The sequence below is a fragment of the Blastopirellula marina genome, assembly GCF_002967765.1.
Taxonomy (GTDB): Bacteria; Planctomycetota; Planctomycetia; order Pirellulales; family Pirellulaceae; genus Bremerella; species Bremerella marina_A.
The window spans coordinates 555,426-568,227 of the sequence record NZ_PUHY01000015.1 but is presented as its reverse complement, the minus strand read 5'-3'; the positions used below and the strand labels follow the sequence as shown (position 1 = coordinate 568,227).

11 protein-coding genes are annotated in these 12,802 nt (G+C 54.3%); 5 read left to right on the top strand and 6 right to left on the bottom strand.

Annotation, left to right across the window (positions count from 1 at the left end; all coding sequences use genetic code 11):
- Nucleotides 1-39: 39 nt before the first annotated feature.
- Nucleotides 40-981 (bottom strand): AAA family ATPase, encoded by a 942-nt coding sequence (locus C5Y83_RS26865; protein ID WP_199195145.1) that lies wholly within the window; start codon nt 979-981, stop codon nt 40-42.
- Nucleotides 982-1,507: 526 nt separating this feature from the next.
- Here C5Y83_RS26865 and C5Y83_RS26860 point away from each other — a divergent pair.
- Nucleotides 1,508-2,614, top strand: a complete 1,107-nt coding sequence (locus tag C5Y83_RS26860; protein WP_105332869.1) for a GNAT family N-acetyltransferase — start codon at nt 1,508-1,510, stop codon at nt 2,612-2,614.
- 36 nt (nt 2,615-2,650) lie between these two features.
- Here the strand turns inward: C5Y83_RS26860 and C5Y83_RS26855 are convergent, their stop codons facing one another.
- Together C5Y83_RS26855 and C5Y83_RS26850 are read right to left on the bottom strand one after the other, a co-directional pair.
- Nucleotides 2,651-3,472 (bottom strand): hypothetical protein, encoded by an 822-nt coding sequence (locus tag C5Y83_RS26855; RefSeq protein WP_105332868.1) that lies wholly within the window; start codon nt 3,470-3,472, stop codon nt 2,651-2,653.
- Nucleotides 3,438-5,651, bottom strand: a complete 2,214-nt coding sequence (locus tag C5Y83_RS26850; protein ID WP_105332867.1) for a hypothetical protein — start codon at nt 5,649-5,651, stop codon at nt 3,438-3,440. The genes C5Y83_RS26855 and C5Y83_RS26850 overlap by 35 nt, the downstream gene beginning before the upstream one ends.
- Nucleotides 5,652-6,023: 372 nt before the next feature.
- Here C5Y83_RS26850 and C5Y83_RS26845 point away from each other — a divergent pair, with 372 nt between their 5' ends.
- On the top strand, nt 6,024-6,257 hold the full coding sequence (locus C5Y83_RS26845) for a hypothetical protein (RefSeq protein WP_105332866.1): 234 nt from the start codon (nt 6,024-6,026) through the stop codon (nt 6,255-6,257).
- 84 nt (nt 6,258-6,341) lie between these two features.
- Here C5Y83_RS26845 and C5Y83_RS26840 read toward each other — a convergent pair whose 3' ends face one another.
- Nucleotides 6,342-7,352, bottom strand: a complete 1,011-nt coding sequence (locus C5Y83_RS26840) for a hypothetical protein (protein ID WP_146117936.1) — start codon at nt 7,350-7,352, stop codon at nt 6,342-6,344.
- 218 nt (nt 7,353-7,570) lie between these two features.
- Between C5Y83_RS26840 and C5Y83_RS26835 the strand changes: the two genes are divergently transcribed.
- From C5Y83_RS26835 to C5Y83_RS26825, 3 genes are all read left to right on the top strand, one after another.
- A complete protein-coding gene (locus tag C5Y83_RS26835; protein ID WP_105332864.1) occupies nt 7,571-7,810 on the top strand; it encodes a hypothetical protein in 240 nt (79 codons plus the stop codon).
- Between the two features lie 335 nt (nt 7,811-8,145).
- Nucleotides 8,146-9,129 (top strand): transglutaminase-like domain-containing protein, encoded by a 984-nt coding sequence (locus C5Y83_RS26830; RefSeq protein ID WP_105332863.1) that lies wholly within the window; start codon nt 8,146-8,148, stop codon nt 9,127-9,129.
- Nucleotides 9,130-9,151: 22 nt separating this feature from the next.
- Nucleotides 9,152-10,075: a transglutaminase-like domain-containing protein gene (locus C5Y83_RS26825; protein WP_105332862.1), complete on the top strand. Its 924-nt coding sequence runs from the start codon at nt 9,152-9,154 to the stop codon at nt 10,073-10,075.
- 116 nt (nt 10,076-10,191) lie between these two features.
- Here the strand turns inward: C5Y83_RS26825 and C5Y83_RS26820 are convergent, their stop codons facing one another.
- Both C5Y83_RS26820 and C5Y83_RS26815 read right to left on the bottom strand, forming a co-directional pair.
- Nucleotides 10,192-10,698, bottom strand: coding sequence for a peroxiredoxin family protein (locus C5Y83_RS26820; protein ID WP_158262537.1), 507 nt, complete (start codon nt 10,696-10,698; stop codon nt 10,192-10,194).
- A 154-nt stretch (nt 10,699-10,852) separates the two neighbouring features.
- Nucleotides 10,853-12,745 (bottom strand): TlpA family protein disulfide reductase, encoded by a 1,893-nt coding sequence (locus C5Y83_RS26815; RefSeq protein ID WP_105332860.1) that lies wholly within the window; start codon nt 12,743-12,745, stop codon nt 10,853-10,855.
- Nucleotides 12,746-12,802: the final 57 nt, after the last annotated feature.

Sequence of the window (12,802 nt, the reverse complement as noted above, 5' to 3'; positions counted from 1 at the left end):
GTAATTATCGCGCAGAAAATCGACCAGTCCCGGTGCACGTTACACGGGAATCGAGATCTCGTCTACGATTCGTCCCACCATCGATTCCACCGCTTCCCGTTGACCAGCATGCAGGAAGCCCTTGGGAATCACGCGGTGAGCCAAAACAGGAACCGCCAATTGTTTGACGTCGTCGGGCACTACAAAGTCACGCCCTTCCAACAGCGCCATGCTTTGGGCAGCCCGGAACAAGCTTAGCCCGGCTCGCGTGCTGGCCCCAACTTCCAAGTCATCGCTGGTACGTGTTCCGTCGACAATGTCGAGCAAGTACTCGCTGATGGCCTCGCTCATCTCGATCTTGCGAACGCTTTCCTGCAACTGCACAATTTGCTCGCATGTGACCACGGGCGAGAGATCGTTGACCGGTTCGCCATTACGATGCGAATCCATGATCACCCGTTCTGCCGCTCGATCGGGATACCCCATCGAGATTCGCATGAGAAAGCGATCCAACTGGCTTTCCGGCAGCGGATAAGTCCCTTCAAACTCGAATGGATTCTGCGTGGCGATCACCATGAATGGACTGGGCAAGTTGTGCGTCTCGCCGTCGACCGAAACTTGTTGGTCGCTCATTGCTTCTAACAGGGCACTTTGCGTCCGAGGCGACGAACGATTGATTTCGTCCGCGATGACGATGTTCGAGAAAATCGGCCCTGGATGGTAGACGAACTCGTTCGTTTTCGAGTTGAAAATGTTCGAACCAACGATGTCACTCGGCAGCAAGTCCGGCGTGAACTGAAGGCGACAGAAGTGTCCCGACAAGCTGCGGGCCAAAGCCTTACCGACCAGCGTTTTACCAACACCAGGCACGTCTTCCAACAAGATATGTTCGCCAGAGAGAAGCGCAATCAGGCACTTTCGTACCACGTCTGCTTTTCCCACCACCACCTGATTAATATTTGACTCTAACTCGGATACGAGGCTTAGGAGCTCGGCTGGCATTCAGAATCCCTTGCGCGTGCTGATCTTGCTTTGAAAGTTGCCAATGGTGTTGATCGTATACTGGTGGGGCAGTTGTTCTCGACGAAGTGCCCTTGTCACCTGAGATCTATTCCATAAGGTGCGTTGGGTTACCATTCGTATGAACGGCTTCATTATAGCGAATTGAGGCAGAAAAGTAGCGTTCGGGAATCCGTTGGTGGCGACAGTTCCCGAAAATGATCTCAGAGCATCGGTGACGAACCGTTTAAGACTTGTCGTCGCTATAGGTTACGACCGCGCCGAGCATCCCCGTTTCAGCCGCCAATCAATCTACAACCGTGTACCGGAATATCGACAGCGTTTCGTTTTTACCACGTAAGTCAAATCGACGTGTGCGAAAGCATTTGCCCGAAGCGTTTATCTAGCAATAGGTTACGCGAACGACCGGTCGACACTTAGCCTCTCCCCCAGGTGTGGCACCGCGATTGCAACGAATGGCTTATCTAACAAGCCCGCCTTACTAGTTAGCTCGTGGGGACGCTAAACCATGGCCAAAGTGATCGAGATTAACGATATCCGCGATTTGGGGGCCTACCGTTACTTTTGGAATCAGCTTTTCGCACAGACTCCCCACGGCACGTTCTTTCAGACACTCGATTGGCTAGAAACCTACTGGCACTTCTTCGGTGAAGGGAAAAAACTGTGCGTTCTGCTAGTCCAAGTCGATTGCCAGATGATAGGGATCTTGCCGCTTGTCGAACAAATCGAATATACACACGCCGGTCCGGTGCGTGTACTGACTTACCCGCTTGATGCTTGGGGCCCCTTCTTTGGTCCCATCGGAAGTCAACCGACTGCAACCCTTTATGCTGGCTTACAGTATCTGGCCGGCGCGGCTCGCAGCTGGGGTATGCTCGATTTCCGCTGGATTGAACCTGAACTTGATCGTGGACGAACATTCACGGCGATGCGATGCCAGACGCTTTCGCCTGTCACTCTTCCCTGGAAACCGACCTACGCGATCGAATTGCCCGACGATTTTGATGAATATCTGGAAACACGAACGTCGAAATTTCGGGCATCCGTTCGTCGTGCAATTCGAAGAGTCGAGCAGGCAGGGATCGTGGCAGAACGTTACCGCCCAGAAATCGATCGAACCCGTCCATTTTGCCCGAACGAAAAGCTCTACCAAGAATGTGTCGCGCTCGCCAAGCGTACCTGGCAAGGAAGCTCAACGAATGGGACAACGATTTCCCATCAGCAGACGGCGGCCTACTTTCATGAATGCTTCATCAAAGCCTCACGTCTTGGCATGCTCGACCTGATGACGCTACGCCAAAATGAACGGCTGATTGCATTCAGCTACAACTTTCACCACCAAGGACGTGTCCTTGGGTTACGTGTTGGCTATGAACCCGACTGCCAACAACTGAGTCCTGGGATTGCGATGATGGGCTTGCAAATCCGAGACTCAATAGAACGTGGTGACTCGATTATTGACCTCGGTAGCGATCATTACGACGTGAAGGCTCGTTGGATCAATCGCACCTTAGAATCGCAGCGAGTCTGTCACTACTCGCGATACTCGCTGCAGGCCAATATTCTCCGCTGGGGGCATTGGCTGAAATATCGCCAAGCCGGCGCAGCCGCTTAGAAACGGCCGCGGTTACTGCAATCGACGTCGTTTGATCTACTCAACTCGCGGACGGATTCCGGTATCAATCAACATCATGTCCGCCCAGAAATATGGATAGTCGAGCGTAGGAATCGTTGCAGGATCGCCTCCTTTAATGCGAGGCTCCAGCTTTGGGTCGAATGACATATTCCTCACTTCGGCCATCGCTTCCTGCCAGGCTTTACTTGCTGGCATCTCATCCATTCGTTTGCCGATTCCCTCGACGATCGCCATGCTGGCCGAGCCTGCCGAGTGCCATCGACTGAGGACGATAGTTTCCGAACCAGTGGCCATCAAACCGAGTGAAGTGATAAATAGATCGTTCCCGGTCAAACTTCCCTTCAAAGCATCTTCTGCGCCGGAATGAAATCCTGGAAGGTAAATCACCTCGGGTCCACCTAGCGGAGAACGAAGCCAGGATGCGAGTTCACTACCCACCTTGCCACGATCAGCCTGAGCGGGGGACCAGTTCCAGAACTCGCCACGGTTGGCATCTTCACTATCGTCGATCACAACCATTTGGTCCCACACCTTTGCCAGTAAGCTGGAGGGCCCAGAGGTCGGTCGATCGATGCGATCCGGACTGATAAACGCACCTTGGACGCGATCGAAATGGCTTTGCGTCACTTCGGAATCTTCGCCTGCGAATAGGCGGCCAACAACAATCGCCGTGTTTTGAGGGCGAGGCCGAGCTGATTTCTCAGGTACCGACAAACTAGCCGTCGGAGCATACCGAATGGGAATCAAGTCGGTAAGCGGCACCATGTGCCCGGCGCCTAAACCATCGTCGGTGTGTAGAGCTTCAAATGGCACATACCAGAGCACATCGTCCGGCACGATGACTAATTCGGAGTAGTTTGCCCAGAAACCAGGCTTCAAGCTTGGTAATCAGCAACTTGAGGAGTTCTTCCGAGGTTGTCTTCCACTCGGTGTCGTTCAACTGTTTGGCTTGAACGGGCGAGTCCCGTTTCACCAAGCCGATTTGCTTGAGCAGATTGTTAACTTTGGATTTCGTTTCCCGAGGGTTATCGAGAGTCCAGGTTAGGTAATCCTTCTTCGTGAAGAGGAACGCGTGAACCGCTCGGGAGGTCGAGAAAAACGACAAAACCAATTGTGTATCATCCAACTTTTCGCGTATCTCGGCAGTCGACTTCAGCGGTGGAAAAAGAAACTCGCTCGGTGTTCTTCGCAATGCGATGGCGCTAAGCAGCATCTCGTATTGCTCCGAAACCGCAGCCATCTTTTCAACAATTGACCGCTGTTTGACGTAATCTTCCTTTTCGTCTGGTTGAATCTCAATTTGTGCCAGTTCGGCTCTCAAATTCTTGGCTTCTTCTTGCAGAACTTTGAGATTTGGAAACTTCGTCAGTAGTTCCTGACGCTGAAGTTTTGCCTTCGTGTCGAGGGCATTCTCTGGTGATTCCAACACCCACCGCAGGGCCAGCAAACGACCTCCGAGGGGCAAGGTGGCGAAAAAACGCATCCGGCGAATTCGGTCAGAGAGTTCGAGAGATAGCTCCGGTTGCTTACGAATCACCGACGTGTTGAACCAGTTCTCCATCGCGTCCCCGTTAGGGGTTAACAATACCGTCAATGTCTCGAATGGATTGGAGATCCAATCGGCATCGGTCGGTTCGCGAAGTAGCTCGTCAAACAACAATTGAGCAGCCCGCTCTGTGATGGTGTTGGCCACGAAAAGTTGGTTGGTCATTTGTGTTTGGAAAATCCGAGTCGACGCTACTCGGTTCGCCTTTATCGCTGTGGCCAAACTGCTTGCGCCGGTGGCCGCATTACCCGATTGATAGGCGACCAGCGCCGAAAGGTAAGCGAAGCGAATCCCGATCCGTCCGTTGCTCATCGAGCGGCGATTGATTGCGCGGCGCGCCGTTTCCAGCGACGCTGAAGCGGCCTGAAGATTGTCCATGTAGACGTTCGCTTCGGCCAGCGACATGGCCAGCTTCGCCTTGATGGCATCCAAGTTTCGTAATTGCCCCCAATTGCTCATATCGATCAAGCCTTGAGGGATTTGGCCCGGGTTGGTGATCATGCTGCAGTGGCTTAACCCATCGAGGGCATCTTCGACTTGGCCATACTGTTGAAAAGCCGTGGCTGCATAACTGGCTTCCAGAAAGTAGGTTTGAGCCGCCGCATAATTCTGCTGCTGAAGCGCGATTCGTCCTAACTGAAGCAGGGCCAGCGATGTCAGTGGATGATCGAACTGACCACCTACAGCTAAGCTTCTCTGCAGGGTCTGAACCGCTTCGTCGGTCTTGCCGATCGATGCCAAGGCCAAGCCATGCTGAACGTCGACCAGGATTCCCAGCCAGTGATTGGGAGGAGCTGGCCGGCGCTGCAAAATACCGGCCACATTGCGGCTCAATCCATCATGCTCGCTGATTGGTCCCAAGATCTCTTGGCGGCGAAAGATCGAGAGTGCGATGCAGCGGGCCACTTCCTCCCCGCGCACGGGATAGATCTGAGCAGCCATCAACACGCCACCAGAGCGTGCTACCTGCTGATTCTGAGCATTCGAATTTCCCTGCATCATCGGATAGACATCTGGGTAAGAACCTATCAGCGTGTTTCGCCCAGAGCTTCCCCAGGTGACGCCACTTCGCAAGTCATTGGTTGTGGCTCCGACGGTCCCCAAGCTTTCGATGGAGATTCGCAGCATCCAGTTGGAATTCTGGACGAAGATTAACAGCGCCTTGTTATAGCTTTCCATAGCTTTAGCGTTGTTGCCCATCTGGTAGTAGCATTCCCCCAGCATGGTCGCATAGCAGATCGAGTCGATCCACAGCCCCTCGGTCGAGCGAATGGCGCTGCCGTTAGCGGCGGTGAACACTTCCGCGGCACCAACGTAATCTCCCTCGTACAAGGATGGGAAACCAGCGAAGTAGACATCTGGCGGAACGGTGCGGCTACGGCCCTGCGCCCGTACCTCGGAAAGGGTAGCAACGCTAGTAAAGATGGCGAGAATCAGAATGGACAGATGGCGGCTGCTAGCCAAGGGCATCGGCAAGCTCCTTCGAGATTTGCTGCTGCGGAGGTGTTCATGCCATTTTACCCCCCGAGTGCGATAATTTCATCGAAAAAGCCAAACTTGCGCCACTTCATCCGCGACATTGCGGGGCATAATCGGTCGCCTGCGGTCCTGGTTTGGCCTCTCTTTTTAATTTCAAATTAGGACGAATGTATGGATTCGTCGGTTTGTGCCGGTTTTTCCAGTTTTTGGAGCAAAGTTTCGGCCCAGATGGGTCGATACCGAATGTAACGACTTTACGCATCACATGCGTTGTTCATTCACGCGACCTTAACAGCTACGCGGCGAACCTCAACCCTTCGGTTCATGACGAACCGGTCGCCGACATGGTGGAGACTTCCAAGGATGGAAACGAAACGCACCTGGATTCAAACCACGTTGTACTCCGGTCTCGGATGTCTCGCGTTGTTGGCCGGTACCGGTTGCCAAGTGGACGTCGGTGGCCAGACACTGCCGAGTCCGTACTATATTTCCGACGACGTGCAATACTACGCGGAAGGGCCGGAATTTAAGCTTCAACGCGAAGCTGACGCTCTGGAAGCCTACCGAGCCGAAGAAGCAGCCCGCGAAGGCAACTAAGCGGCTCCGAGCCGAAACAAATCAAACCAACACCGTGCCGCGATTCCCTCGCAGCGCGGTGTTTTCGTGCGCTAACGCAAGCGGCTAATCGAGTTCGCGCCATTGTAAGTAGTCGCGGGCTCGTTCCATCAAGCAGTACGCACAGACTACGTTATCCCAACTGTGCTCTCTGCCCAGTACGTTGGCCGCGTTGACCTGCTCGACTTTCTGTCGTTGTTCGCCCGTGAGGGCAAACCCCGTGTAGCCAGCCGCTTGGTCTCCCTTGCGCTGAGATGCCAGCTTGTAGTGTTTCAGCACCCGGTCGGAACTATTGAACGCATTGTAGAGACGATCGATCACTTCGAGGGCTTGTCCGTTGCGTCCACCTGGCCAGATAGCGGAACAGGTGACGCCAGCCGAAAACAAAGCGACACGATATCCTTTTTCATTCCGTTCGGTTGGCTCAAGTATACGCCCCCCGAGCATCCCACCAGCCATTAAGTGACATGCCCCCGTCACCACACGCGCTCCGAGGCTGAACGCAGAGATGGAGACTTGCTCGTCGGTCGGCAGGGTGCGGAGATAGGACGCCAAGTAGTACGCATCATCGTCCGCTCGAACCGCGTGCTGTCGAACAGCGCGTAGGGCCGGTTTCTCCTCTTGGGTCGGCCACGACCAGATAACGTGGCGAATCTTTTGCTCCATAGAGAGATCCCGCGTCACTTCGTGGTACATCTCCCATCCACGGCGTTCGGCCCAATAGCTATCCATCCAGTTGCCGTGAATGTACACGCTGGTCAATCCACCTGGTGATTCGGCCGAGGTTAATTCCTGCCAATCGATGGGAACCCAACCTTCTCCGACCACGAAGTGCCAGATTTGAGCGTTCTCGACAGGCAATTCCCAACCACAACCGCCAGGCAAACAGCGGGTTGAGATTTTATAAATCTCGTCGCCTGGACGCGGGGTGTGACATGTATATCCACACCGATACCCATTTTCGGTATCGCGATAGCCAGACGATTCGGCCCTGGCAGGGAGACCGAAAACGACTAACAGTAGCAGAGCAAACAGGCAGGTCCGAACAGGCGGGATAGGTAAACAGGTAGTGTTCATCAAAGTCGTTGGCTTGGGGGGAGTTCGACGGTCACGCAATCCATCAAGGTAAATCTATCACGCAATTCGAGCGCTGCGATGATTTTTTTCAACATCGATGTTGCGAGAAATTCTCATGTTGAATTTGCACTTCGTTAATTGTGGGGTAGTGTTCCGTAGCCAAGACATTTCCCGTTTTTCATTTCCCCAGTCGCAACGTTCCCATGAGGTCATATCCCATGAAGCGCTTTACGCTTTTGCTGACGTGCGTGGCGATTTTCGCCGCGACCGCCGGTTGCCGCTGCGGGGGTAGTATTTTCAACTGGCGATCGAGCAACGATGGTTGCTGCGGACCTGTTGAATCGATCAGCCCTGCAGTTACGTCCTACGATCCAGCTATCCAGTACGAAGGTTCGTACGATGTTGGACCTAGCTATATCGCTCCGACTCCCGCGGAAACCCTTCCGCCGGCGCGATAACCTGAAACTCTCGTAAACGAGCTGAGCCGCCTGGATGATTCGTGCTTCACGCACCCCCAGGCGGCTTTTTTCTTTCTTGCTTGCCTTCTGACGCGAGCCTACACCTCGTAGGGATGGTGTTTCGCCCGCCGGAGTAACCCTGATAACTGCGATAACGGTTGTCGTTGCCAAAGCCCCGGGACTTTCCCGGAACTCTTCCAGACAGCTACCCCAAATTACCCAATCCCGGACAAACTGACTAAGATAGAGTAAGAGCGGTGGGTGAAGGAACGCTTACCCGTCGACGCTCAAGGAAGACGCTGGCTCAACTGTTCTTCCAACCTCGCCCGAGATTCATGCCGCGTTTAACTCTTGCTGTTCGCATCCGTACGCTATTTGTTCTCGCAGCCCTGCTCTGCCCTGGCAGTTTGTGGGCTCAATTCGACAACGTCCAACCTGCGGAGGCGGAATCGGAAGCCGTTCTGGGAACGTCGAAGACGACGAAGTACCAGGTCGGTGTCAAAATCCAAGCGGTCGGTGGCCCCTGCGCCGGATTAGTCGCGACGATCCCTGTCCCCGCCGACTGGCCCGAACAGACGGTTCGCCTGGCTGACGAACAAGTCTCGCCGGCAGTTCAACGTGTCGCTTACCGCATGGTCGAAGGAACCGTGAAAGAGATGATGATCTCGGTTCCTCGCCTTAACCCAGGCGAAACGGCGGTAGCTCTGATCACCGTTGAAGTCGAGCGTCGCTCCGCCTCGCCTCCGACCGATACGTCTGGCCTAAAGGTGCCAAAGCGAATGCCGTTAGCCCTGCGTCGTTATCTCGGGGCCAGCCCCTACATTGAATCACGCCATGGCGAAATCCGCTCACAGGCCAACAAGCTAACTCGCGACATCGAGGATGATTGGAAGAAGGTCGAAACGCTTTATGACTGGGTGCGCGACAATGTTACCTTCACTTCCACCAAGCCGACCAACGCTATTACCGCGCTGCGTAACAAAACCGGCGACTTTGAAGATGTGACGGGATTGTTCGTGGGAATGTGCCGTGCGATCGATGTTCCGGCACGTATGGTGTGGATTCCTAATTCTGCCTACGCCGAGTTCTACTTGGAAGACGAAGAGGGGGAAGGCCATTGGTATCCTTGCCGCGTCGCCGGTGCTCGAGCATTTGGTGAAATGCCCGATCATCCTCCAATCATTCAAAAAGGGGACAACTTCCGTCTGCCCGATCGTAAAGATCCGGTCCGCTTCGTGAATGAAAAGCTGAGTGGTAAAGCGGTCCGCGGCGGAGGCAAACCACGTGTCGAGTTCGTCCGTGAGGTGCTCGGTGGCTAAGCAACTCTGTTGGGCTCTCATAATGACTCTGTGCTTGGGCAACTATGCCCAGGCTCAATTCGGTGCCGTCGAGGAGCAAGCCGAAGCCAACGTCTTCGAAACCGGGTTCCAGTTGGAAGTCTTTGGCCCGACCGTTGGTGTCACGGCGACATTCCCGGTACCGGCAGAATGGGAAGATCAGAAGGTCAAGTTAGTCGGCAAAGACGTCACGCCGGCAAATGCCTCGGTACGCTTTGTCGAGCTCGATGGGACCCAACAAGCGAGAGTCGACATTTCTCGGCTAGCTGCAGGGGAAACTGCTCAAGTAGTGCTTCGCTTCGAGGTGCAGCGGGATCCGATTGTTTCCCCCGGTTCGCCAGAATCGTTGACAATTCCCAACGCTCGGAATCTGAATCGCGATCAACGCAAATACCTCTTACCCAGCCCGCTAATTGAAAGCCGTGACGCGAAGATTGTTGAACTGTCCAAGTCGTTGGCAGTCGACGGCGGATCGAATTGGGACCAGGTCCAAGCGTATTACGACTACGTTCACCAAAACGTCACCTACGAAAATGGCCCGATGAAGGGCGCCTTGGCTGCACTCGCCGATGGCAAGGGCGACTGTGAAGAGATGACAACCCTGTTTGTTGCCCTTTGTCGTGCCGGCGAAGTCCCCGCAAGAACGGTTTGGGTTCCTGGACACTGCTATCCAGAGTTCCTCACGAAAACTGCGGATGGAAAAGAGCGGTGGGTCGCTGTAGAAATGACAAACGACTTCCCATTCGGCCAGTCCCCAGAGACGCGACCAATCTTGCAAAAAGGGGACAGCTTCCGAATCCCTGGCAGTCGCCAACCGCAACATTATGTCAAGCAGGAACTGGCGATCCGTGACTACAAAGGAACAACCCCGCCTGTCATCAAGTGGCTTCCTCCTCCCGGCAAAGAGCCACCACGGCCCGCACAATAAGCTTTGGGGCCGTTTTCCGTTGGACGAATTCTTCCCGCCTAGTGGCCGGTCGTGTGGCAGAGCAATTGTGCGCCGGAAAGTAGTTTCATCTCCGACGCACGCCGATCGTAGGAAGACTACTTGCGTAGAACCTTCAAGATTTCGTCTCCCATGGGGCGATCGGGCTTCGTCCCTTCGAGCACGGTGATGATCTTACCTTGCTCGTCGATTACGTACGTATCGAATCCTTCAGGACTGTAGGCGCCCGTCTTTTCTGCTTCGAGATCAAGCGCGAACGGCATCGTTGCTTTTGTCTTGTCACGAATCTTTTTCAAGCCATCCGCACCGGTTGCTTCTTCTCGAAACACGACCAGCAACTCGGCGCCTGCATCTTTAATTTCGCCATAATGCTTCTGCAAATCGGTCACTTGTTTCATGCAGTATGGGCACCAGTTGGCTCGGTTGAACGTGATGACCAGCTTCTTCCCTTTGAAGTCTGAAAGCTTGACTGGATCGGCCGACTCACCATCTAACGTGAATGCAGGAGCTTCATCTCCCGCTTTCAATTCAGCGGCGTCTGATTGCGCAGCAACAAAGCTCACTAGGCAAAGACTCATTCCGATCATCGACGACTTGAAAAGCATTATCATCTCCTTGAGAAGAGGAATTCGCGAAACGCCCATTTGGCAATTATAGAGTTGCACAAACCAAATTCACGAACCGTATCGCTCTTCACTAAGGCACAAAAAAAGGCCGGATGATGACATCCGGCCTCGTCGTTTCTTATTGCTTTGTGAACTAACGAACAACTTTCAAGCTGACGTCCGAGTCTGCGGTGGAAGGGTTCGCTGGACCGGCTGGAGCTGCCATGTTGCCGGTTGGGGCAGTCATCCCCGGTGTTTGCGTGACCCCAGGAACAGGGTTCGACAACGATTGCACACCACCAGAGCCTTGGTTCAGGACACTTAGAAGGAGTTCTTCCAGTCGTTCGCCACGAGGATTGATCTCGACAACTGTTCCGTCAGGGCCAACGAATACCAAAAACGGCAAAGCTTCCACACCGCAGCGAACGGCATTTGGATCTTTGAAGCCCGTGTTGTCTGGATCGGCACTCACGACGGTCGGCCAAGGCAAGCTGTTCGCTTGGAAGAAGGCCGCTCGGGCACGTGGATCGTCGTCGAGGTTCACACCCACGACTTCAAATCCCTTGGATCGATACTTCTGATAAACCTGCTTGATGCTGGCCATTTCTTCCAGACAAATCGGGCACCATGTCGCCCAGAAGTCGACCAGGACCCACTTGCCCTTATACTTGCTCCAATCGAAAGGAACGCCGTTGATGGTGTTGCCTTCGACAGTGAACGGCTTGGCAATCAAACCGGTACGCTTCTGAGCGTTGCTTACCGAAGTCGCTACGGACTGCACAACCTGCGGATCAGGGTGATCGCCGTAGAACTCTTGCATCAACCCAGCAATGCGACGAGCCAAGTTCATTTTGCCGTAGTCTTCCATCTGCATTTCGATGGTCGACATCATTTGCAGTGGTTCAAGGTTTTCGTTCGGCTTGGTGGCCACCCAATTACGGATATTGGTCACCAAGACTTCTTCCTGCGTTTCGTCACCGTTGGCGGCGGCCATCATGGTACCGACAATCTTGTATTGCAGGATCATGTCATCCAGTTCGGCAGCACGAGCAGCAAGCTGTTCGTCCTTGGCACCAGTAAACGACTTTTTCATCATGTTCAAAATAGCGACGGCATTTTCGGTGTGACCCATCCGGGCGAAAACAACAGCCGCATTCTCAGCAACACCGAAATGCATGATGTCTGCATTCGGATCTTCGATAATGTACTTCGAGTCTTCCATCACCGGCTGGAAAAGTGATTCTTCGCCAGAAGCGAACTGGGCCAGCATCTGCTCGAAGAGGAACAGTCGTGCGAACCGAGCGACGTTCGGATCTTTCGTTGCCGCGATGCCTTGGGCGAACTGAATTCGCTCTTGAGCAATTTCATTGGCTTGCTCTGGCAAGATCTGAATCAGCATTTCATAGGCGTTGAACTTAAACTGAACCGCCGCCCGACGTTGGTCGGAAGTAGCCGCAGGAGCCGCCAAGAGGCGATCACCGGCAGTTAAAATGTTCGAGTAAACCTTGGTCGCGAAGCGTCGCAGATCTTGCGGCGAAGCATTGTTGGGAAACGGAACCGCGGTCAGGTCGTTCATGTACTTCAGCATCTCGACGGGCGTTCCATTGGGAACGTTGTCGAGGTCCATCTGAGCCGCAATCTCGGCCGGTGTCATCGGCGGAGGAAGCTCTGGTTGACCAGCGGGGGCAGCACCGGCGGGTGCATTGACTTGCATATCCGCGTTTCCGCCTGTTGGCGTTTGGGCAGCCGGGGCGGTGGTGGCGACGGTTGCGGTTGTATTGTTAGGGTTCTGCGAAACAAGGCCTGGAGTTTCGGCCGGCGTTGCCGCTGGGTTGGCGACACTTGGACTTGTTTGTGGTGTCGCAGCAACCTCGACCGGAGCCGGACTCGAAGCGGCCGGTGGTGCAGATCCACCATCGGTGTTTTGCTCGATGCTAACGGCCGGGGGACTCGTATCTCCGCCACCGCATCCCGTAAATGACAATCCTGCAGCTGCCAGGACAGCAGCCGACCAGGTACCGTGGTTGACCAACAATCGAACTCGCATGGAACACTTCCTGATGAAATTTTCGGATCCTTCCCGATGCACGCGGAAAGTCGCGGC

Excerpts from the sequence above, each read along its gene's own strand:
- C5Y83_RS26865 (WP_199195145.1), bottom strand. The coding sequence starts at position 981 with ATGCCAGCCGAGCTCCTAAGCCTCGTATCCGAGTTAGAGTCAAATATT.
- C5Y83_RS26860 (WP_105332869.1), top strand. The coding sequence starts at position 1,508 with ATGGCCAAAGTGATCGAGATTAACGATATCCGCGATTTGGGGGCCTAC.
- C5Y83_RS26850 (WP_105332867.1), bottom strand. The coding sequence starts at position 5,651 with ATGCCCTTGGCTAGCAGCCGCCATCTGTCCATTCTGATTCTCGCCATC.
- C5Y83_RS26845 (WP_105332866.1), top strand. The coding sequence starts at position 6,024 with ATGGAAACGAAACGCACCTGGATTCAAACCACGTTGTACTCCGGTCTC.
- C5Y83_RS26840 (WP_146117936.1), bottom strand. The coding sequence starts at position 7,352 with ATGAACACTACCTGTTTACCTATCCCGCCTGTTCGGACCTGCCTGTTT.
- C5Y83_RS26835 (WP_105332864.1), top strand. The coding sequence starts at position 7,571 with ATGAAGCGCTTTACGCTTTTGCTGACGTGCGTGGCGATTTTCGCCGCG.
- C5Y83_RS26830 (WP_105332863.1), top strand. The coding sequence starts at position 8,146 with ATGCCGCGTTTAACTCTTGCTGTTCGCATCCGTACGCTATTTGTTCTC.
- C5Y83_RS26825 (WP_105332862.1), top strand. The coding sequence starts at position 9,152 with ATGACTCTGTGCTTGGGCAACTATGCCCAGGCTCAATTCGGTGCCGTC.
- C5Y83_RS26820 (WP_158262537.1), bottom strand. The coding sequence starts at position 10,698 with ATGCTTTTCAAGTCGTCGATGATCGGAATGAGTCTTTGCCTAGTGAGC.
- C5Y83_RS26815 (WP_105332860.1), bottom strand. The coding sequence starts at position 12,745 with ATGCGAGTTCGATTGTTGGTCAACCACGGTACCTGGTCGGCTGCTGTC.